Here is a 19,280-nt window from a genome sequence, read left to right as displayed (position 1 = left end):
TGCTCAACACGGCGCGTTCTGGCGGAACTGGATGCGCGATGGCCGCGGCCAACGCAGGGCTTGCTCATACTGCTCGCAGAAACGCGCCAGCGCCAAAGAAATGGTCATCGGCCAAATCCGCTCCGGCAGCGGCTCCACCCCAATCAGGATGGGCCACGGCTGCCGGTCCGGCGGCATCAGGTCGCGGCGCTCGGTCGCCAGCAGCCGGGCATCGGCCAAGGCAAGCTCGGCTCTGTCCTCGCCGCTGAGCTGGAGTTCGAAACGCGCTTCCACCGCCGCCTCCAGCCGCCGCGACTCGGGCGCGCCGCCCTCACCGTCTGCCCGCACCACCTCGCCGCCATAGGCCTTGGCCGCCCCATGCAGCAAGCCGGCCAGCTGCAGCCGCCCGGGCAGGATTTCCGTCATCCGCACCGCATGCTCGGCCTCGCTGTAAAACTGGCGGCAAGCGCCGCCAAAGCGGCAGAGATGCGCCAGATGGTGGGCGATATCGACGATGTCTATGTCTTCCGGCCGCGGGTCCATCACATTCAGATACCGCCCGGAAACAGTCTGTATATACGCGCCCCTCATTTCTCCTCCCGCCCGCGCCGCTGTCGCTGATTGCATTGGTGTGACTCCTATCCAGCATTCTTGCTTTTCACTTTTCCATTGCCCAAATCAATTGCAACGGCATAAAATTTCATCCGCAAAATATTGCGCCGGAAAATAAACAAAGAAATCGATGCTTTCTGGCTTATTCATCTGATTCAAGAAAGCGCCGCCACCCGATGAAAACCTGAAAATCGCCAAGTAGACCGTTTAAATTATTCTTTGAAAACAACAATAAACAGTCAATTTATGACATAAATCATAAGCGATCAAATCTAGCACAGCCGAGCCTATTTCTTCCAGAAAAAATAGAATACGCCTAGCCATCTAGCTCAATGCAATTTATCTGACAAGAGAATATTCACGCTCAAACAATATAATGCAGGCAAACAAAAATACCCGCCCCTATTCGGTATTGCATGAATTCAAGAAAAATGCGATACGCAGAATCCGCGATAAAAGAATTTCCATCAGCGAGTTAGCCCGCATCACCGGCATCAAGCAGTCGACCTTGCATCGCGGCTTATATGAGGAACGAGAGCTGACCTTCAGCAATGCGCTGGCGATAAGCCGCGCGCTGGATATCGGCCTGGGCAGCGCCGCTGCCGGCGGCATGGCGCCCGTGATCCGCAGCTTTGACCAATTGGCCGCGCTAAGCGACGGCCGCCAGCCGATATGGGACGAGTTCATTGCTTTGGAGCCGTCTCTGGACGATTCAGCACTCGCCATAGACCAGGCGCTATTTCGTCAGCGGGTATTCCCGCGTCGTTCGGTAGTGGTCGTGCAAACCGCCCCGCCCTGGCATGGCCGGATCGTCTTCGTGGATCGCGGCGCGCTCAGTCTGGAAGACAACGGCCACGCCGCCCTCGGCTGCGTGGCGGCCATCATTTTTCGGAACAATACATGAAACGACTCCAAGACCTGGCCGGCCGCGCGCTGGCCTGCATCGATCCCATCGTGATCCTGTCCTTCCTGATCCTGATATCGGCGATCGCGTCCAATCTGACCTCCTACAAGGTGATCCAAGTGTTCGGCACCGAGGCCAGCCTGGGCACCTTCACCATGCCCATCATCCTGATGCTGCTCAACCCCATCGCCGAGGTCTATGGCAAGCAACGCTCCAATCAGATCCTGTTCGCCACCTGCTTGGCCGAGATCCTGTTCGCCGCGTCCTTCACCGCGCTCAGCCTGTCGCAACGAGACTGCAGCTTGTTGCCGCTGGCCGAACGCGGCCACTGCGAGGCGCTGAACCAGAGCTACGTGCTGATCAGCGAACACATCGTGCGCGGTTCGATCTCGTTCGCGATCGGCTGCCTGATCGGCAGCCAGTTCAACACCCGTTTCCTGCTCTATCTAAAGAGTCTGTGGTCGAGCCGGCTGTACTTCGTCCGCGACATCTTCTCGTCGGTGATCGGCGAGGTGGTGTATACCGCCATCTGCTTCATGATCGCCTTCTACGGCGTTTTCCCCTTCGCCACCATCGTGAAGATTTTCGCCTTCAGCCTGGTCTTCAAATTTTCGTCCACCGTGGCGCTGTCCTGGATTTCCCAACTCATCGTCCAGGCGCTGTACCGCTATCAAGCCTGGATCGAAACCGCGCCCGGCGGCCGCAAGGTCAAATTCTCCTCACGGTATCTACAAGTATGAGCAAGATCAGGCTGCACTCCGTCCCCGTGCCGGCCGACGGCCGGCAAGCGCCGCTGTTCGCGCTGCAATGTAACTACGACTACACCGCCAAATACGCGCATCACGCCCGCGCGGTCGAGCGCGCCGCGCTCAGCGCGCTGCTCTTCGCCGACCGCATCGCGCTGCTGCCGCGCAGCCGCAATGGCGTCCGCATCGCCGAGGCGCTGACGCCTTTGCTGGGCTTGATGCCCGACCCTAGCGCGCCTGGCGCGCGGCGTCTGCCGCTTGATCCGTCCGCGCCGTTGCCGACGCGCCTGCAGCTCTTGCTGGATTTGCCCGCGCGCTTCGATGCCGACCCGCATTTCGGCCTCTACGGCTTCTTCTGCTATGAGCTGATCCACGCCAAGCTGGGACTGGGCAGCGGCGTGCTGGGCGTGTTCCACCTGCCGGAGCGGCTGATCGTGGACAGCGTGGCGGTGGACTATCTGCTCGATCCGGCCGATGCCGGCGGCGAAGCCTGGCCGCTGGCGCTGGGGCCGCTGCTGAACGCCGACGACTTCGTCGCCGGCCGCGGCCAGCCCTACCCGCGCATGTACGATATCGCCAGCCAACACATCGCCGACGGCGCGCTGCGCTCGCTCAATCCCAGCTTCGCCATCCAGCGCCCCTGCTCGCGCGACGGCTACCGGATTCATCGCGACCTGCTGCAACGCAATCCCGCCCCGTACAATCTGTATTTCGACGGCGGCGACTTCCAGCTGGCCGGCTCTTCGCCGGCGATGTTCCTGCGGCTGCGCGACGGGCGGCTCAGCACCAGCCCGATCTGCGGCACCGTCGCGCGCGGCCGCGATGCAGCCGAAGACCGGCTGCAAGTGGAGAAACTGCTGGCGTCGGACAAGGACAGATTCGAACTGGAAGAATGCGTGCGCGCCGACATCCTGGCCAAGGAGGCCAGCTGCGAAGACATCCGCGTCGACGTGGCGCGGGAAGTGGAACGCTTCGCCAACGTGTTCCACACCTCGGCCAGCATCAGCGCGCGGCTGAAGCCAGGCAAAACGCTGGCCGACGCCATCTGCGACCACCTGTGGCCCGCCACCGTCGTCGGCACGCCGGTGGATGCCGCCGCCCGGCTGCTGGCCGAACACGAAACCCGCCACTGGTACGCCGGCGCCTTCGGTTACCTGTGCGCCGACGAGGCGGAGCTGGGCACCGTGATCCGCAGCGCGCTGCTGGCGCATGGCATGGCCACCACTCGCGTGGGCAGCACCTTGAGCGCGCGCTCCAGCCCGGAACTGGAACGCGGCGAGCTGGAAGCCAAGGCCTCCTTGATCCTGGGGATGTTGTGAGCGCGCTCACCATAGAAGACATCGACGCAGACGCGATCACGGTGCGGCTGGTCAACACCGCCCAGACCTATCGCCTCAGCCTGGAGCGGCAGGTGAGGCTGGCCGATCTGCGCGGCCTGCCGCGCGACGAGATCCTGCTGGCCGGCGTAGTGGCCGGCAAGGTCGCGCGCAAGCGCCCCGCCTTGCTGACCCAATACGACTTTTCCGATGTCGCCGTCGCCGGCGATTTCCGGCCGCAGCACGTGGTGTTCGACCGCAGCGTCGGTTTCGTCGCCGGCGGCGAAACGCGTGTCGACCTGCCGTTCCGCGAACTGCTGGGTAATCTGGACGCGATCTCGCGGCTCAGCGACGAGGCGGCGTTCTACCTGGGCTTCAGCTACGCGCTGTTCGCGCTGCCGGGCGAAGAACTGTCCTTCGGCGATCATCCCCGCCCCTACCTGAAGCTGAAATAGCCGCTCAGAAACCCAGGCCGCTGTCGGCCTGGGCACGTCGCCAGTCGAACCACGGACCAGGATCGGTCTTGCGGCCCGGAGCGATGTGCTCATGACCGGCGATCGCGGACAAGGGCAGCGCGCGGCGCAGTTCGCGGGACAATGCCGCCAGCGTCCGATACTGCGCCTCGCTGAACGGCTCGAAGTCGCAGCCTTCCAGCTCCACGCCTATGGAAAAGTCATTGCACTTGTCGCGGCCGCGCCAGCTGGACACGCCGGCATGCCAGGCGCGTTTGCCCACCGGCACGAACTGCAGCAGCCGGCCGTCGCGGCGGATGAAAAAGTGGGACGACACCCGGAGTTGATGGATGCCTTGATAGTACGGATGCTCGGCAGGGTCCAGCCGGTTGGCAAACAGCTGCTCCACGCCGGGTCCGCCGTAGCGATACGGCGGCAGGCTGATATTGTGCACCACCAGCAATTCCGGCGCGCAGCCGGCGGAGCGCTCGTCGCAATTGGGCGACGGCTGCTGCAAGGCACCGGTCACCCAGCCATCGGCGCCCAGCTTCAACGCCGGCGGCTCGGCCGGACGATACTCCAAGCGCCACAAGGCCAAGCCATCGGTCGTGGTCCAGCGCTGGGTCTGCACGAAACCGGCCTTGTGGTACAGCGCCAGCGCCGCCTGGTTGACCTCCGCGGTGTCGACGCTGCAGCTTGATTCGTCCTGCAGCGCGCGGTTGAGCAAGCGGTAGCCCCAGCCTTGCTCCAGATGCTCCGGGTCCACGACCGTGCGCTCGATGTGGATGCCGCCGTCCGGGCGGCGCGACACCACAACCAGGCCGCGCAGCGCCTCGCCCTCGAACGCGGCCAGGATGCGCTCGCGGCTGGCGCGCAACGCAGCCAGGTCCGGCCACAGCACCGGCAGGGCCGGATAATTCAGCCAAGCCACTTCCAGCTGGTGGGCCGCCAGCTGTACGCGCAGCGCTTCCCGCGCCAGCCTGTCGTCGGCGCGATCCAGTTCCTTCACTTCGAACGGCAACTGCATGCTATTCCCTTGTTTTCCCTGTCGGACTCGCTCCGCGAAAATCCGGCTTGTGTTCCATCGCGCAAAGCGGTATCAAGAACATGCGCAGCCGGCGCGCACGCCACCTGCCATTATGACGGACAGTTTGCACTTGAGGCACGTCATGTCCTGGGCCTGAACTGTGCGGCACAATCTTGATTGACTCAATATGCTGGAGACCACACATGCTCACGCTCAACACCATGGGCGCCAATCCCTCGCCCAGCTTCGATCAGCCGCTGGAAATGCTGCTGGCCTGCCATGACAAGATCCGCCGTTTCTGCGACCTGCTGGACAAACTGCCGCCGTATATTGAGGAAAATGGCGTCGACGAAGCCGCCCGCAACACCATAGACGACGTAGTTCGCTATTTCGACATCGCCGGCCCCTCCCATCATACCGATGAAGAAGAGGAACTGTTTCCGCTGATCGAGGAGCGGATTCCCACCGCCGCCTCGCGGCTGGAGCAATTATCGGCCGAGCATGGCTACCTGCATTCGTGCTGGAACGCCATCCGCGACGATCTGGTCGCGCTGCGCGACGGCCGCATCAAGCAGATCAGCAAGAACGAACTGCAGGAATTCGCCCGCCAGTACCGCGATCACGCCGCGACCGAAGAAGCCTGGCTGTTTCCCGCCGCCGCCAGCACGCTGAGCCCGGAAGAACTGAAGCTGGCCGGCGCCCGCATGGCCACGCGCCGCGCCGAAGCCGCCTGAGCCATCGGGCCGTTCCAAGCAAAACGGGTTGCCCGCTACCGCCGGCAACCCGTTGTTACGACCGCCCGCGCGGGCTTAGGCGGTGAGTTTCAGCAGCTGGGCGAATGCATCCTCGAACAGCTTCAAACCATCCTGCTGCAGCTTTTCGCCGGCGGCTGCCAGATCAATGCCGGCGGCCTCCACTTCGGCCAACAGCGCCTTGGCCTGCGCCATGCCTTGCGGCAGCGTCAGCGCGGCGTTGCCATGGTCGCGGAAGCAGCTCAGGGTGGCGTCCGGCACGGTATTGACGGTTTCGTCTCCGATCAGGCTCTCCACGTACAGCACGTCGCTGTAAGCGGCGTTCTTGGTGCCGGTGGAAGCCCACAGCAGGAACTGCGGACGGGCGCCGGCGGCGCGCAGCTTGGCGAACTCTTCGCCATGGAAACGCTCCTGATAGCGCGCGTAAGCGGCTTTGGACAGCGCGATGGCCACTTTGCCCTTATGCGGCTCGGCCACTTGCGGATCCAGCAGGCTGTCCACGCGCGACAGGAAGAAACTGGCCACCGCCTTGACGCCGGCCACCGCCTTGCCGTCGGCCAGGCGCGCGGACAGGCCGGCGATGTAGGCATCCCACACCGCCTCCACCTGCGGCAGCGAGAACAGCAGCGTGATGTTGACGTTGACGCCTTCGCGGGTCAGCTGCTGGAAGGCGCGGATGCCTTCTGCAGTGGCCGGAATCTTGATCATGGCGTTGGCGCGGCCGATTTCGGCCCACAGGCGGCGCGCGGCGGCCAGGGTGCCGGCTTCGTCGCGCGACAGCTCCGGCGACACCTCCAGGCTGACATAGCCGTCATTGCCCTGGCTGGCCTCGTATTGCGGCTGCAGCAGATCGCAGGCGGCCTGGATATCGGCCACCACCAGTTTCTCGTAGCGCGCTTCGGCGGACAATCCGGCGTCCTGCTTCAGCACGGCCAGCTCGCCCTGATAGCTGGCGTCGGTGCTGATCGCCTTGTAGAAGATGGCCGGATTGGAGGTCACGCCGGCGATGCCGTCGTCGGCCAGCAGGCGCGACAGTTCGCCGGAAGCGATCAGTTCACGGGACAGATTGTCCAGCCAGATGCGCTGGCCGAACGGACGAATGGCTTGCAAACGATTCATGGTGAGGCGTCCAGGGGGAATTGCTTGAGGTAAAGACAGACATCGTAGCGCGCCGCAACCGCCGCGCCAAGAAAATTGTCGCGGCGGTTTGCGCTGGATCGAACGGGATCAGGCGGCCTGGCTGTCGTGGCGGCGTTCGCGCGGGAACACCACGCTGAAGGTGCTGCCCTTGTCCGGCTCGCTCTTGATCTCCAGCCGGGCATGATGCCGCGCCAGCACGTGCTTGACGATGGCGAGGCCCAGGCCGGTGCCGCCGCTGCCGCGCGAGCGGCCTCGGTCCACGCGGTAAAAGCGCTCGGTCAGCCGCGGGATGTGCTCGCGCGGAATGCCGATGCCGGTATCGCTGACCGAGAAGCGCAGCTGATCGCCCTCGTCCTGCCAGGCCAGCGTGATGCTGCCGCCTTCCGGCGTGTAGCGCACGGCATTGGACACCAGATTGCCGAAGGCGGAATGCAGCTCCTGGCTGCTACCCCACAGGCCGCAGTCGCAGTTGCGCAGCAGCTTGACCTGATGGCGGCCCTGCGACAGCCCTTCAGCCTCCACCATCAGCGTGTCCAGCATGTCGCGCATGTCCACCCGCTCGGAATTGACGGCCTTCGGGCTGTTTTCCAGCTTGGACAGCGTCAGCAGGTCTTCCACCAGGCTCTGCATCCGCCGCGACTGCTCCATCATCATGGGCAGGAACTGGCGGAACATTTGGTCGTTCACCTCGGGCATGTCGCTGAGCGTCTCCAGAAAGCCGCCCACCACGGTCAGCGGCGTGCGCAACTCATGCGAAACGTTGGCGACGAAATCGCGGTGCACCGTCTGCACCCGCTCCAGCTGGGTGATGTCGCGCGTCAAAAGCAGTTTGCGGGTGGAGTCGAACGGCACCAATTGCAGCGAGATCACCAGCTCGCGCGGCTGGCTAAAGGTCAGCGTCAGCGGCTGGCTGAAACTGGCGTTCTTCATATACGCGTGGAAGGCCGGCTGACGGATCAAGTTGAGAATCTGGTTGCCGACGTCGCGCTTGCGGTCCAGCCCCAGATGCTCCACCGCCATCGGATTGATCCACTCGATGCGGTCCAGCTCGTCCAGCACCACCACGCCGTCCGGCATCGCCTCGCCGGCGTTGATGAAGCGCTCCAGCACATGGGTGAGCTTTTTCTTGCTCTGGCTTTGCGTGCGCATGGTGCGGTACAGGGTCATGAACACGGTATGCCAGACGCCAAAGCCGTCCGGCACCCGCTCCGGCACCGGATGGCGCAGCCAGCGCATCAGCAACGCGATGTGATATAGATTGAAAGCGAGCCAGGCGCCCAGGCAAATCGCCAGCGCCAGCAGCGCGGCGTCGGCCGACGATAAGACCCAGAAACCGCAGCTGATGACCGTGATGGCCGCCAGCCACAGGGCGGTGCGTTGCAGGAATTCGCGCATCGCGGCCTACTGCTGCACGGAGAAACGGTAGCCGGTGCCGCGAACCGTCTGTATCAAGCCATCGTGCTTGGTGCCTTCCAGCGCGCTGCGCAGGCGGCGGATATGCACGTCCACGGTGCGCTCCTCGACGAAGACGTGGTCGCCCCACACCTGATCCAGCAACTGGGCGCGTGAATGGACGCGCTCGGGATGGGTCATGAAGAAATGCAGCAGGCGAAACTCGGTCGGCCCCAGATCGATCACATTGCCGTGGCCGGTGACGCGGTGGGTCACCGGGTCCAGGCGCAGGCCCTGCACGTCGACGGCGTCGTCGGTCATCTGCGGCGCGCGGCGGCGCAGCACCGCCTTGATGCGGGCCAGCAGTTCGCGCGGCGAAAACGGCTTGGTGATATAGTCGTCGGCCCCGGTTTCCAAGCCGATGATCTTGTCCTGCTCGTCGGAGCGGGCGGTGAGCATGATGATGGGGATGTCGCGGGTGCGCTCGTCGGCGCGCAAGCGCTTGGCCACATCCACGCCGCTGGCGCCGGGCAGCATCCAGTCCAGCAGCACCAAGTCCGGCAGCGCGTTCCTCACCAGCGTCAGCGCCGCCTCGGCGGTGCCGGCGCGCAGCACATGATGGCCGGCCTGGGCCAGGTTGAAGGCGATCAGCTCCTGAATCGCCGGTTCGTCTTCCACGAGCAAGATATTGGCGGCCATATTCGGCTATCCTCGGTTTGATTTTGTGGCAAGGATACAAACGCCAGATGACACTAATATGACATGTCTTGAAACGTTCGCGAGCATTGTGCCGCATCCTTGCCGCAAGTTCCATGACCGCCAAAAAAAACGGGCCTGCCGCTGCGGCAGACCCGGAATGGTCGTCGTCAAAACATTGATCTGACAAGAGACCAGGGACAAAGAGATCACCAGGACAGTCTCAAATGAGGGGGTCGAGCGACACGCTCATCCGCAACCAATCTTGGAGAGGAACAGGAGGCGGGACATGCCGCCTGCTCCTGATTACGGGGTGCATTCTACGTAGCAATTCCGCTACGCGAGCATAAAAATCGAAGGATTTTTTCCGCTTTTGCCTTCGTTTGCCTGTTTGTTTAAATATTCCACCTTACAATCAAAACATGGATAGATTTGATCGAAAAATCCTCGCCGCACTGCACGAAAATGCCAGAGTCAGCTTCGCGGAATTGGCGCGGCGCGTGAACCTGTCGGCGCCGGCGGTGGCGGACCGCGTAGCCAAGCTGGAACAGACCGGCGTGATCACCGCCTACCGCGCGCAGATCGACCCAGCGCGGGTCGGCCTGCCGATTTCCTGCCTGATCGAATTGACAGTCAAGCACCTGGAGTACTACGTGGTGGTGGACGAGATCCGCAAGACGCCGGAAGTGATAGAGTGCGCGTCCATCACCGGCACCAGCGGCCTGATGATACGGGTGGCGGTGGACACCATGCCGGCGCTGCAGGCGCTGATCGCGCGGCTGATGCAGTTCGGCGACACCAAGACCTCGATCATCATCGACATGCCGGTGCCGCCGCGCATGCCCGCGCTGCACGAAGACGAATGAAAAAACGGCTGGGGCCCTTGCGGGCGCCAGCCGGAACAGAGAACAACTCTCCCTTACTCGATCAGGCTCAGCCTGCCACGTGCTTCACAAAGCGCAGCATATTGCAGGTGTAGCCGTATTCGTTGTCGTACCAGGCCACCACCTTGATGAAGGTCTTGTCCAGCGCGATGCCGGCGTCGGCGTCGAAAGTGGACGGCGCGGTGTTGCCGACGAAGTCGGTGGACACCACTTTTTCATCGGTGTAGCCCAGCACGCCCTTCAGTTCGCCTTCGGACGCGGCCTTCATCGCCTTGCAGATGTCGGCGTAGTCGGCTTCCTTCTCCAGCTCCACGGTCAGGTCCACCACGGACACGTCGGAAGTCGGGACGCGGAAGGCCATGCCGGTCAGCTTCTTGTTCAGTTCCGGAATCACCTTGCCCACGGCCTTGGCGGCGCCGGTGGAGGACGGAATGATGTTTTCCAGGATGCCGCGGCCGCCGCGCCAGTCTTTGGACGACGGGCCATCCACGGTCTTCTGGGTGGCGGTGGCGGCGTGCACGGTGCTCATCAGGCCGCGCTTGATGCCCCAGTTGTCATGCAGCACCTTGGCCACCGGGGCCAGACAGTTGGTGGTGCAGGAAGCGGCGGAAACGATGGTTTCGCCGGCGTACTTGTCGTGGTTGACGCCGTAAACGAACATCGGGGTGTCGTCCTTGGACGGAGCGGACTGCACCACTTTCTTGGCGCCGGCGTCGATGTGCTTCTGGCAGCCTTCCTTGGTCAGGAAGAAGCCGGTGCAATCGATGACGATTTCGGCGTTCACTTCGTTCCACTTCAGGTTGGCCGGGTCTTTTTCCGCGGTCAGGCGGATGGTCTTACCGTTGACCACCAGGCTGCCGCCCTCTACCTTCACATCGCCCTGGAAGCGGCCATGCACCGAGTCGTACTTCAGCATGTAAGCCAGGTATTCCGGATCGAGCAGGTCGTTGATGCCAACCACCTCAAGCTCCGGGAAGTCCTTGGCGATGGCGCGAAACACCATGCGACCGATGCGACCGAAACCGTTGATACCGACTTTGATAGCCATGATGAAGTCTCCTTGTCAGCTTGTGACAGCTCAATGAATGATTCGATGGTGGTAACGACGCCATCGAAATAGCGAATTCGGATCGCGGCCAAGGCCGCGCATGTCCTTAAGAAAACAGCGCAAGGCCGATTTCCCGCCTTGCGCTGTCACTTTCCACTCATTTCACAATGTAATCAACACGCTACATCAAATGTTGATCATTTTGCCGCTTCAGGCCTGTAAAACCGCCGCGTAAGGGGTGGCGTCGCCTTGCAGAACCACGTGCAATACGGTAGACGACACCGAGGTGACGCCGCTGGCGCCCAGCTGTTGCAGCGCCGCCTGGTCCACGCGTGCCGCGTCGGCCACTTCCACGCGCAGCCGGCTGCCGGCCACCACGTCCACCTTGCGCACATTGCCCTCGCCCCCCAAAGCAGCCAGCCAGCTCGCCTTGTCGATGCTGGCGCCGTTGGCGGCGGCGGCCGACACCAGCTTCTCAGCGGCCGCTTGCGGCGCCGGGGCGCTTGCGCCGGAGGCCAAGGTATTGCGGATTTCGTCGGCGATCAGATCGGCTTCCGGTCCCAACACCACTTGCACGCTGCCGGCAGCAGGCTTGATCAGACCGCGGGAACCCAGCGCCTTCAAGGCGGCTTCGTTCACTTGCTCATTGCTGGCCACCTGCAGACGCAGGCGGGTGGTGCAGGCGTCAACCGATTTCAGATTGGCGGCGCCGCCCAGCGCGTCGATGAAGGCGCGCGCGCGGCCGGTGCCGGCGGCAACGTCAGCCACCGCCACGGCCACATCCTCGCGGCCCGGGGTCTTCAGATCGAACTTCTTGATGAAGAACACGAACAGCGCGTAGTAGACGGCAAAGTAGACCGCGCCCACCGGCAACAGCAGCAGCGGCTTGGTGGCGATGCCATAGTTGATGACGTAGTCGAACAGGCCGGCGGAGAAGCCGAAGCCCAGTTTCACGCCCAGCGTCTGCATGATGGCCATGGACAGGCCGGTCAGCACCGCATGGATGCCGTACAGCACCGGGGCCAGGAACATGAAGGCGAATTCTACGGGTTCGGTCACGCCGGTCAGCATGGCGGTCAGCGCCATGGAGAACAGCAAGCCGCCTACGGCCGCTTTGTTTTCCGGCTTGGCGGTGCGGTACATCGCCAGGCAGGCGGCCGGCAGGCCGAACATCATCACCGGGAACATGCCAGCCATGAACATGCCGGCAGTCTTGTCGCCGGCGAAAAAGCGGGTCAGGTCGCCATGCACCACCTTGCCGGCGGCAGTGGTGAAGTCGCCCACTTGGAACCAGACGATATTGTTGAGGATGTGGTGCAGGCCGGTGACGATCAGAACGCGGTTGAGCACGCCGTAGAAGAATACGCCCACTTCCCCGGTGGCGATCAGCCATTTGCCCACGGCGTCAATGCCATGCTGCACCGGGGGCCAAACATAGCCGAGCACCGCCCCGAGCACCAGCATGCCAAAGCCCGTCACAATGGGCACGAAGCGCTTGCCGCCGAAGAAGGCCAGATAGCTGGGCAGCTTGATGTCCTTATAGCGGTTGTACAGATACCCGGCGATCAGGCCGGACAGAATGCCGGACAGCACACCCATATTGATCTTTTCGTCGATCACCTTCAGCACGGCGGTCAGCACCAGGAAACCGATGGCGCCGGCCAGGCCGGACGTGCCGTTGCCATCCTTGGCGAAGCCCACCGCCACGCCGATGGCGAAGATCAGCGCCAGGTTGCTGAAAATGGCGTCACCCGCCTGCGCCATGAATTTGATATCCAGCAGGTCGGGCTGGCCCAAGCGCAGCAGCAGGCCGGCGACCGGCAGCACGGCGATAGGCAGCATCAGGGCGCGCCCCAGCTGCTGTATGCCTGCAAATTTGTTGGTAGTACTCACAAGATCTCTCCCAGGTTAATTCTGGTGCCGTCTTGTCAAACGGCGGCTCCCCAGCGCTTTACAGCTTTAGATTCCCCGCGCCCGGCACAGGCAGAGGGTGACAACATCGGTCCCCGCGCATCCGTCTCCTGCGTCTTCCCCGTCCCTTAGGCATCCGGCCCGGCGAAACCCGCGGGGGGAGACGCCCCGCGGGCCGCCACGGTCTGGAAGCGTCTACAGGCCAAACAGCCTTCGACGCGGCGGGGAAACCTTCGCATCGCGGCGCGCGCCCGCCTCAGCGGGTGCAAGTCACCTTGGACAGGTGGCGCGGCACGTCGGGATTCAGGCCGCGCGCCTCGGACAGGCGGGCCGCCATCAGATAGAAGCTCTGGATCGCCAGCAGCGGGTCCAGCGCCTCGTCATCGGCCACGCTCAGCGTCAGGTCGCGGCTTTCCACGTCGGCCGGCGCGGCCAGCAAGACCTTGGCGCCGCGGCCGCGCATCTCGGCGGCTAGGGCGATCAGGCCCTGCTGCTCCGGTCCGCGCGGGGCGAACACCAACAGCGGATAGCCTTCGTCGATCAGCGCCATCGGGCCGTGCTTGATCTCGGCGCCGGAGAAGGCTTCGGCCTGGATCGCGCAGGTTTCCTTGAATTTCAGGGCCGCTTCCAGCGCCACGGCGAATCCCAGGCCGCGGCCCACCACCATGATGCGTTCCGCCGACTGCAGCACCTCGATTGCGGCGGACCAGTCTTGGGCGGCGGCCTCGGTCAGGCGTTGCGGCAGGTTCTCCAGCGCGGCCAAGAGGCCCGCGTCGTTCTGCCAGTGGGCCACCAGGCGGGCCACGGCGGACAGCGCGGTGATGTAGCTTTTGGTAGCGGCGACGCTCTTTTCCTCGCCGGCGCACAGCGGGGCCGCCCAATGACAGGCTTCCGCCAATGGCGAGTGCGGCTTGTTGACCAAGGCCACGGTATGGGCGCCGGCATCGGACAGGGCCTTCATGGTGTCGACCAGGTCCGGGCTTTGGCCCGACTGCGATACCGCGACGGCCAGCTGCCCCTTCACCGCCAACGGCGACTGGTGCAGCGTGACGATGGACATCGGCAGCGACACCACCGGCACGCCGAGGCGCTGCATCGCCAGATAGGCGAAATAGCTGGCGGCGTGGTCGGAACTGCCGCGGGCCACGGTCAGCGCCAGCTGCGGACGGATGCGGGCCAGTTCGCGCCCCAGCGCGGCCAGGCCTTCATCGGCGTACATATGTTGCGCGGCCACCGCTTCGGCGGCGTACAGCGCTTCTTCAAGCATCAACGAGGCCAATTTCCTCTCCCTCAACGTAGACTTGCTGCAAATTCAGTTCCGGGTCCATCACCACGATGTCGGCCCAAGCGCCGGCTTCCAGGCGGCCGCGTTCGGCCAGGCCCAGATAGTCGGCCGGGTACAGCGACAGGCGGTGCGAGGCATCCGCCAGCGGCAGGCCGATCTTCACCAGATTGCGCAGCGCCTGATCCATGGTCAGCGTGCTGCCAGCCAGGGTGCCGTCGGCCAGACGCACCCCGCCCATGCATTTGGTCACCGCGTGCGATCCCAGTTTGTACTGGCCGTCCGGCATGCCGGCGGCGGCGGTGGAATCGGTGACGCAGTAAAGACGCGGAATGGCGCGCAAGGCGGTGCGGATGGCGCCCGGATGGACGTGGAGCAGATCGGGGATCAGCTCGGCGTACTCGGCATGCGCCAAGGCCGCGCCGACGACGCCGGGCTCGCGGTGATGCAGGCCGGTCATCGCATTGAAGAGGTGGGTAAAGCCGGACGCGCCCTGCTGCAGGGCTTCCACCGCCTGTTCATAACTGCCCAGGGTGTGGCCCATCTGTACGCGCACGCCTTGCGCGCTGAGCAGACGAATAATGTCCATGTGGCCCGGGATCTCCGGCGCCAGGGTGATCAGCGAGATCGGCACCAGCGCGCGATAGGCGTCGATCTGCGCCATCGCCGCCTGGCAGGCGTCGTCCGGCTGGGCGCCCAGCTTGCCGGGGTTGATGTACGGACCTTCCAGGTGCACGCCCAGCACGCGGCTGCCGGCCGGCGCCCGCTCCTTGCTGCAGCGGCCGATGTCCGCCAGCACGCGGGAGATTTCCTCCGGCGGCGCGGTCATGGTGGTGGCCAGCAGCGAGGTGGTGCCGAAACGGGCGTGCAGCCGCGCGACATGGGAGACGGCGTTGCCGCCCTCCATGATGTCCACGCCGCCGCCGCCGTGCACGTGCAGGTCGATGAAGCCGGGCAGAATGTAACGTTCCGGCTGCCGGCCCGATGCCAGGCTGGCGTCTATCGCTGCGATGCGGCCATCGGCCGCCAGATGCACGGCGCCGTCCATCCAGCCGGAGGCGGTGAGGATGCGGCCCTGCAAGGTCTGTGTCTGGGTCATCGTTTCAGTTCGGCTACAAAGTCGTAATAATCGTTGCGGCAATAGGTATCGGTCAGCTCGATCGCCACATTGTCGGCATTGAAGCCGATACGGGTGATCAACAGCATCGCCTCGCCCGGCCGGATGCCGGCGAGCTGGGCGATCTCGCCCGAAGCATTCACCGCCCGGATATGCTGCAGGGCGCGCACCACCGAATGTCCCGCCGCGTCCAGGTGGGCATACAGCGAAGTGCCCACCGACTGCGGGTCCGGCAGATACGCCACCGGCATCGTACTCATCTCAATCGCCATCACCACGCCGTCGGCGAGGCGCTGGCGCTTCAGCCGCGCCACCATCGAGGTCGGCGACAGCCCCAACTTGATCACTTCCTCGTTGCTGGGCGGAAACACCCCGCGCTCCAGCCATACCGAGGACGGCACGAAGCCGCGCAACCTCAACTGCTCGGTAAAGCCGGTCAAACGCGACAGCGGCTGCTCCAGCCTGGGCGTGATGAAGGTGCCCGATCCCTGGCGCCGGCGGATCATGCCCTGCTCCAGCAGCACATCCATCGCCTTGCGCGCGGTCACCCGCGAAATACCCAGCTCTTCCGAAAACGTTCGTTCCGACGGCAGCGCCTCGTCTGCCTGCCACCAGCCGGCGTTGATCGCGTCGGCCAGCTTCCGCGACAGCTGCAGGTATAACGGGGTGCTGAGGGTTTCATCCGGTTTCAATGCTTGCCAGCGGTTTTCCATGATCGTCCGAAAGTGGTCTGAAAACTGCAGTGTAAGCCCAGTCAAGCCCTGCCGGTATCCCGATACGGAACAGCCTGCCGCGTAGTCGTTGCGTTACAGCTCGCACGGTAATACCACATTAATACCACGTCAATACCAATTATCAAGCGCCGATTCATCCATCCATTGCGCATGGCAACAAAGAGACAGGTAGAGGAGGAAAGACATGAAGAACAGTGGGCAAGATGCGGGACGACCGAATGGGCAGGTCCGCCAATCGACAATCTTTGGAAAAATCAGACCTTACGGCGACAACAGCCAAAAATGGCATTAATACCAGCCTTAAAACTTATATTTAAAAAATGATCTGGTTTTAAATCATTAAGCCAGTAATAGGACGATCCTCGTCCTGGCTGATGACGATGCGCTTACATACCACTACCAGACAAGGAGTCCGCATGAAACTGCATTGGCATCTTCCCGCCGCCCTGACCTTAGGCTGTCTGAGCGCCCCGCTCTGGGCCCACGGCACGATGGAAATTCCGATCAACCGCGTCTACAGCTGCTTTCTGGAAGGCCCGGAAGCGCCGAAAACCTCGGCCTGCCAAGCAGCCAAGCAGGTGGGCGGCACCCAGGCGATGTACGACTGGAACGGCATCAACCAGAACCCGCAAGGCGACAATCACCAGGCGGCGGTGCCGGACGGCACGCTGTGCGGCGGCGGCAAAGCCGAATTCAAGGGCTTCAATCTGGCCCGCAGCGACTGGCGCACCACCAGCATAGTGCCGGACGCCAACGGCAACTTTGAATTCATCTACAAGGCCACCGCGCCGCATGCCACCAAATACTTCAAGTTCTACGTGACCAAGAACGGCTGGAATCCCGAGCAGCCGCTGAAATGGTCGGACCTGGAGCCATTCGGCACCATCAACGGCACGCCGCAGCAAGACGCCAACAAGCGCTACCACATGACGCTGAAACTGCCGCAAGGCAAGACTGGAAAGCACATCATCTTCAACGTCTGGAAACGATCGGACAGCGAAGAAGCGTTCTATTCGTGTTCCGACGTCAATTTCGGCGGCGAGACCGCGCCGCCGGCGGTCAATCCGTGGAAGGAAATCGGCAACGTCGCCGCGCGCGAAAACCTGCCTGCCGGCAGCAGCGCCACGCTGCGCGTATTCGACAGCCTGGGCCGCGACGCCGAGAAGCACACGGTGGCGCTGAACGCCGCCAGCGGACAGATCGCCAATTGGCCATACGAACTGGCGCTGAAGGTGAACGCCGCTTCGCCGTCCATCCGCATCGGCGTGATGAAATCGCAGCAGCGCGCCGTATCCATCGTTCCGGTAAAGGACGCCACCGCCAACCGCGTGTATCTGAACGACAGTTACAAAGGCTACAGTTTCACCATCGATCTGAAGAAGGGAGACGGCGGCGTCAATCCGCCCCCAGCGGCCGATGCCTGGAAGGAAGGCGGGAAGTATGCGCGGAATCAGGTTGTCAGCTACCAGGGCCGACAATACCGCTGCCTGCAGCCGCACACCGCCTGGGCTGGTGCCGGCTGGACGCCATCCACCCAGCCCACTCTGTGGCAGGCGATCTGACCTCCCCCCGCCATGAAAACCGCCGCTTCCTTCAGCGGCGGTTTTAGCTTGATCGGCGAGGCAGTTGTCCGGCCGCAGGCTGGACGCACCGGCAGCCTAGGCACGGGCGCAGGCACTGCCGGCCACCCTCATGATCGCCGCCAGCTGATCAGCAGCACCGCCGCCACAATCACCACCATCGCCAGCATCTCCTGCGGACCGACATGCTCGCCCAGGAACAACACGCCCAACAACACCGCGATCACCGGATTGACATAGGCATAGCTAGTGGCGGCGGCGGCCGTTACCGTCCGCAACAGATACAGGTAGGCGCTGTAGGCGATCATCGAGCCGAACACCGTCAGATACAGCAATGCGCCCCAGCCGGCAGCGTCCGGCCAGGCCGCCAGCCGCTCGCCGATGGCGGCACTCGACAGCAGCAAGGTCAGACCGCCAAAGATCATGGTCCAGGCGCTGCCCATGGCGCCCGGCGGCTGCGCCAGATGCTTGCTCCAGGCCGAGCCCAGCGCCCAGCCGGCCGAGGCCAATACTAGCAGCGCCGCCCCTTCCGGACTGGCGCGCAGGCTGGAGCCCAGATTCAGCAACACGATGCCGAATACGCCCAGCAACATGCCCGCCCACTCCAAGGCGCGCGATTTGTGGCCAAACAGCCGGGCGAACAGCAAGGTGAACAGCGGCACCGTCGCCACCACCAACGCGGCCACGCCGGACGACACCTCGCGCTCGGCCATCGTCACCAGGCCATTGCCCACAGCCGGCATCAATACGCCCAGAATCGCCGCCCCGCGCAGCTGGCGCGCATCCGGCCATGCCGCGCCGCGCCAACGCAAAAACGCCAGCACGATGATGCCGGCCAGGGTGAAGCGGATGCCCGCCATCATCAACGGCGGCCAGGATTCCACTCCAATGCGGATGGCCAGATAGGTGGAGCCCCAGATGATGTAGAGGGCAAAGAAGGCCGCCAAGGTAAGCGGCGCGAGACGTGAAAAAGGCATGGCTGTGTCCGAATCATTTGAACCCAAACCATGCCGGACGCGCGCCGAAACGGCAAGCGGCTTATCGCATCGCCAGCCGCTGCAGGATATTGGAAAACTCTTCCATATAGGTGTCGAAACGGGTGGCCAGACGATCCACATCGGTGGCGAAGCGGTTATAGGCCACCACCGCCGGGATGGCGGCGAACAGGCCGATCGCCGTCGCCACCAGCGCCTCGGCGATGCCCGGCGCCACCGTGCTCAGCGTGGCCTGACCGGCGTTGCCCAGGCCGATGAAGGCATGCATGATGCCCCACACCGTGCCGAACAAGCCGACGTAAGGACTGACCGAACCCACCGTCGCCAGGAAAGAGGTGTGGCTGTCCAGCGCGTCCAGCTCGCGCTGCGCCGCCGCGCGCATCGCCCGGCGCGAACCATCCATGATGTCCGACAATTCGGTGCCCGCCCGGCCGCGCAGCTTCAGAAACTCGGCGAAGCCGGACTGGAAAATGCGCTCCATCCCCACCGTATCGCTGCGGCGCGACACGTCCTCGTACAGACGGTTCAGGTCCGCCCCGCTCCAGAAGGTACGCTCGAACTCCTCGCTATGGCGCTTGGCCGCGCCCAGCACCGAGATCTTGTTGAAAATCAGCGCCCAGGACAGCAGGGAGGTCAAGGCCAAGCCCGCCATCACCAACTGCACCAACAGGCTGGCGTTGAGGATCAGGCTGATGAATGAAATCTGTTGCACG

At 63.7% G+C, this 19,280-nt stretch carries 19 protein-coding genes and 1 pseudogene; 7 read left to right on the top strand and 13 right to left on the bottom strand.

The window, feature by feature from the left end; genetic code table 11:
* Positions 1-3: 3 nt before the first annotated feature.
* Positions 4-570 carry a phosphohydrolase gene (locus BI343_RS11380; protein ID WP_071109769.1) on the bottom strand — a complete coding sequence of 189 codons (567 nt, stop codon included), beginning with the start codon at positions 568-570 and terminating at the stop codon, positions 4-6.
* Positions 571-967: 397 nt separating this feature from the next.
* Between BI343_RS11380 and BI343_RS11375 the strand changes: the two genes are divergently transcribed.
* From BI343_RS11375 to BI343_RS11360, 4 genes are read left to right on the top strand one after another with little or no spacing between them, the layout of a single operon-like run.
* Entirely contained in the window at positions 968-1,495 is a 528-nt protein-coding gene (locus BI343_RS11375) for a helix-turn-helix domain-containing protein (protein ID WP_071109768.1), read from the top strand.
* The gene (locus BI343_RS11370) at positions 1,492-2,235 is read left to right on the top strand and encodes a queuosine precursor transporter (protein WP_071109767.1); all 744 of its coding nucleotides are present in this window, start codon (positions 1,492-1,494) and stop codon (positions 2,233-2,235) included. Before BI343_RS11375 ends, BI343_RS11370 begins: the two co-directional genes overlap by 4 nt.
* Positions 2,232-3,560: a chorismate-binding protein gene (locus tag BI343_RS11365; RefSeq protein ID WP_071109766.1), complete on the top strand. Its 1,329-nt coding sequence runs from the start codon at positions 2,232-2,234 to the stop codon at positions 3,558-3,560. Before BI343_RS11370 ends, BI343_RS11365 begins: the two co-directional genes overlap by 4 nt.
* Positions 3,557-4,012 carry a hypothetical protein gene (locus BI343_RS11360; protein ID WP_071109765.1) on the top strand — a complete coding sequence of 152 codons (456 nt, stop codon included), beginning with the start codon at positions 3,557-3,559 and terminating at the stop codon, positions 4,010-4,012. The genes BI343_RS11365 and BI343_RS11360 overlap by 4 nt, the downstream gene beginning before the upstream one ends.
* A gap of 4 nt (positions 4,013-4,016) precedes the next feature.
* On the opposite strand, the gene ampD is transcribed toward BI343_RS11360, so the two are convergent.
* Together ampD and BI343_RS20425 are read right to left on the bottom strand one after the other, a co-directional pair.
* Positions 4,017-4,562 (bottom strand): 1,6-anhydro-N-acetylmuramyl-L-alanine amidase AmpD, encoded by a 546-nt coding sequence (gene ampD / locus BI343_RS20430; protein WP_223253365.1) that lies wholly within the window; start codon positions 4,560-4,562, stop codon positions 4,017-4,019.
* Between the two features lie 45 nt (positions 4,563-4,607).
* Positions 4,608-5,036: pseudogene (locus BI343_RS20425) on the bottom strand (GNAT family N-acetyltransferase); the annotation flags it as partial.
* A gap of 203 nt (positions 5,037-5,239) precedes the next feature.
* On the opposite strand from BI343_RS20425, the gene BI343_RS11350 reads away from it, so the two are divergent.
* Positions 5,240-5,770, top strand: a complete 531-nt coding sequence (locus BI343_RS11350; RefSeq protein WP_043629665.1) for a hemerythrin domain-containing protein — start codon at positions 5,240-5,242, stop codon at positions 5,768-5,770.
* A 75-nt stretch (positions 5,771-5,845) separates the two neighbouring features.
* On the opposite strand, the gene tal is transcribed toward BI343_RS11350, so the two are convergent.
* From tal to phoB, 3 genes are all read right to left on the bottom strand, one after another.
* A complete protein-coding gene (gene tal / locus BI343_RS11345; RefSeq protein ID WP_043629663.1) occupies positions 5,846-6,907 on the bottom strand; it encodes a transaldolase in 1,062 nt (353 codons plus the stop codon).
* A gap of 108 nt (positions 6,908-7,015) precedes the next feature.
* Positions 7,016-8,323 carry a phosphate regulon sensor histidine kinase PhoR gene (gene phoR / locus BI343_RS11340; protein WP_071109763.1) on the bottom strand — a complete coding sequence of 436 codons (1,308 nt, stop codon included), beginning with the start codon at positions 8,321-8,323 and terminating at the stop codon, positions 7,016-7,018.
* 6 nt (positions 8,324-8,329) lie between these two features.
* Positions 8,330-9,019, bottom strand: a complete 690-nt coding sequence (gene phoB, locus BI343_RS11335) for a phosphate regulon transcriptional regulator PhoB (protein WP_071109762.1) — start codon at positions 9,017-9,019, stop codon at positions 8,330-8,332.
* 419 nt (positions 9,020-9,438) lie between these two features.
* Here phoB and BI343_RS11330 point away from each other — a divergent pair, with 419 nt between their 5' ends.
* Positions 9,439-9,882 (top strand): Lrp/AsnC family transcriptional regulator, encoded by a 444-nt coding sequence (locus BI343_RS11330; protein ID WP_071109761.1) that lies wholly within the window; start codon positions 9,439-9,441, stop codon positions 9,880-9,882.
* A 67-nt stretch (positions 9,883-9,949) separates the two neighbouring features.
* On the opposite strand, the gene gap is transcribed toward BI343_RS11330, so the two are convergent.
* The 5 genes from gap to BI343_RS11305 all read right to left on the bottom strand — a co-directional run bounded on the left by gap (position 9,950) and on the right by BI343_RS11305 (position 15,971).
* Positions 9,950-10,948, bottom strand: a complete 999-nt coding sequence (gap, locus tag BI343_RS11325; protein WP_011134115.1) for a type I glyceraldehyde-3-phosphate dehydrogenase — start codon at positions 10,946-10,948, stop codon at positions 9,950-9,952.
* Between the two features lie 210 nt (positions 10,949-11,158).
* Positions 11,159-12,841, bottom strand: a complete 1,683-nt coding sequence (nagE, locus tag BI343_RS11320; RefSeq protein WP_071109760.1) for an N-acetylglucosamine-specific PTS transporter subunit IIBC — start codon at positions 12,839-12,841, stop codon at positions 11,159-11,161.
* 274 nt (positions 12,842-13,115) lie between these two features.
* Positions 13,116-14,138 carry an SIS domain-containing protein gene (locus BI343_RS11315; protein WP_244886630.1) on the bottom strand — a complete coding sequence of 341 codons (1,023 nt, stop codon included), beginning with the start codon at positions 14,136-14,138 and terminating at the stop codon, positions 13,116-13,118.
* Positions 14,119-15,240, bottom strand: coding sequence for an N-acetylglucosamine-6-phosphate deacetylase (gene nagA, locus BI343_RS11310; RefSeq protein WP_071109758.1), 1,122 nt, complete (start codon positions 15,238-15,240; stop codon positions 14,119-14,121). Before nagA ends, BI343_RS11315 begins: the two co-directional genes overlap by 20 nt.
* Entirely contained in the window at positions 15,237-15,971 is a 735-nt protein-coding gene (locus tag BI343_RS11305) for a GntR family transcriptional regulator (RefSeq protein WP_043629116.1), read from the bottom strand. Before BI343_RS11305 ends, nagA begins: the two co-directional genes overlap by 4 nt.
* Positions 15,972-16,408: 437 nt before the next feature.
* Between BI343_RS11305 and BI343_RS11300 the strand changes: the two genes are divergently transcribed.
* Positions 16,409-17,554, top strand: coding sequence for a lytic polysaccharide monooxygenase (locus BI343_RS11300; protein WP_071109757.1), 1,146 nt, complete (start codon positions 16,409-16,411; stop codon positions 17,552-17,554).
* A gap of 128 nt (positions 17,555-17,682) precedes the next feature.
* Here the strand turns inward: BI343_RS11300 and yedA are convergent, their stop codons facing one another.
* Entirely contained in the window at positions 17,683-18,549 is an 867-nt protein-coding gene (yedA, locus tag BI343_RS11295) for a drug/metabolite exporter YedA (protein ID WP_071109756.1), read from the bottom strand.
* 61 nt (positions 18,550-18,610) lie between these two features.
* Positions 18,611-19,279 (bottom strand): protein TolQ, encoded by a 669-nt coding sequence (gene tolQ / locus BI343_RS11290; RefSeq protein WP_043629121.1) that lies wholly within the window; start codon positions 19,277-19,279, stop codon positions 18,611-18,613.
* Between the last annotated feature and the right edge of the window lies 1 nt (position 19,280).

The sequence above is a fragment of the Chromobacterium amazonense genome, assembly GCF_001855565.1.
In the GTDB taxonomy this organism is placed as follows: domain Bacteria; phylum Pseudomonadota; class Gammaproteobacteria; order Burkholderiales; family Chromobacteriaceae; genus Chromobacterium; species Chromobacterium amazonense.
The sequence above is the reverse complement of the archived record's forward strand: the minus strand, read 5'-3'. Positions and strand labels throughout refer to the sequence as shown.

Excerpts from the sequence above, each read along its gene's own strand:
- BI343_RS11370 (WP_071109767.1), top strand. The coding sequence starts at position 1,492 with ATGAAACGACTCCAAGACCTGGCCGGCCGCGCGCTGGCCTGCATCGAT.
- BI343_RS11380 (WP_071109769.1), bottom strand. The coding sequence starts at position 570 with ATGAGGGGCGCGTATATACAGACTGTTTCCGGGCGGTATCTGAATGTG.
- gap (WP_011134115.1), bottom strand. The coding sequence starts at position 10,948 with ATGGCTATCAAAGTCGGTATCAACGGTTTCGGTCGCATCGGTCGCATG.
- BI343_RS11350 (WP_043629665.1), top strand. The coding sequence starts at position 5,240 with ATGCTCACGCTCAACACCATGGGCGCCAATCCCTCGCCCAGCTTCGAT.
- yedA (WP_071109756.1), bottom strand. The coding sequence starts at position 18,549 with ATGCCTTTTTCACGTCTCGCGCCGCTTACCTTGGCGGCCTTCTTTGCC.
- BI343_RS11365 (WP_071109766.1), top strand. The coding sequence starts at position 2,232 with ATGAGCAAGATCAGGCTGCACTCCGTCCCCGTGCCGGCCGACGGCCGG.
- phoR (WP_071109763.1), bottom strand. The coding sequence starts at position 8,323 with ATGCGCGAATTCCTGCAACGCACCGCCCTGTGGCTGGCGGCCATCACG.
- tal (WP_043629663.1), bottom strand. The coding sequence starts at position 6,907 with ATGAATCGTTTGCAAGCCATTCGTCCGTTCGGCCAGCGCATCTGGCTG.
- BI343_RS11375 (WP_071109768.1), top strand. The coding sequence starts at position 968 with ATGCAGGCAAACAAAAATACCCGCCCCTATTCGGTATTGCATGAATTC.
- phoB (WP_071109762.1), bottom strand. The coding sequence starts at position 9,019 with ATGGCCGCCAATATCTTGCTCGTGGAAGACGAACCGGCGATTCAGGAG.
- BI343_RS11300 (WP_071109757.1), top strand. The coding sequence starts at position 16,409 with ATGAAACTGCATTGGCATCTTCCCGCCGCCCTGACCTTAGGCTGTCTG.
- BI343_RS11305 (WP_043629116.1), bottom strand. The coding sequence starts at position 15,971 with ATGGAAAACCGCTGGCAAGCATTGAAACCGGATGAAACCCTCAGCACC.
- BI343_RS11330 (WP_071109761.1), top strand. The coding sequence starts at position 9,439 with ATGGATAGATTTGATCGAAAAATCCTCGCCGCACTGCACGAAAATGCC.
- nagA (WP_071109758.1), bottom strand. The coding sequence starts at position 15,240 with ATGACCCAGACACAGACCTTGCAGGGCCGCATCCTCACCGCCTCCGGC.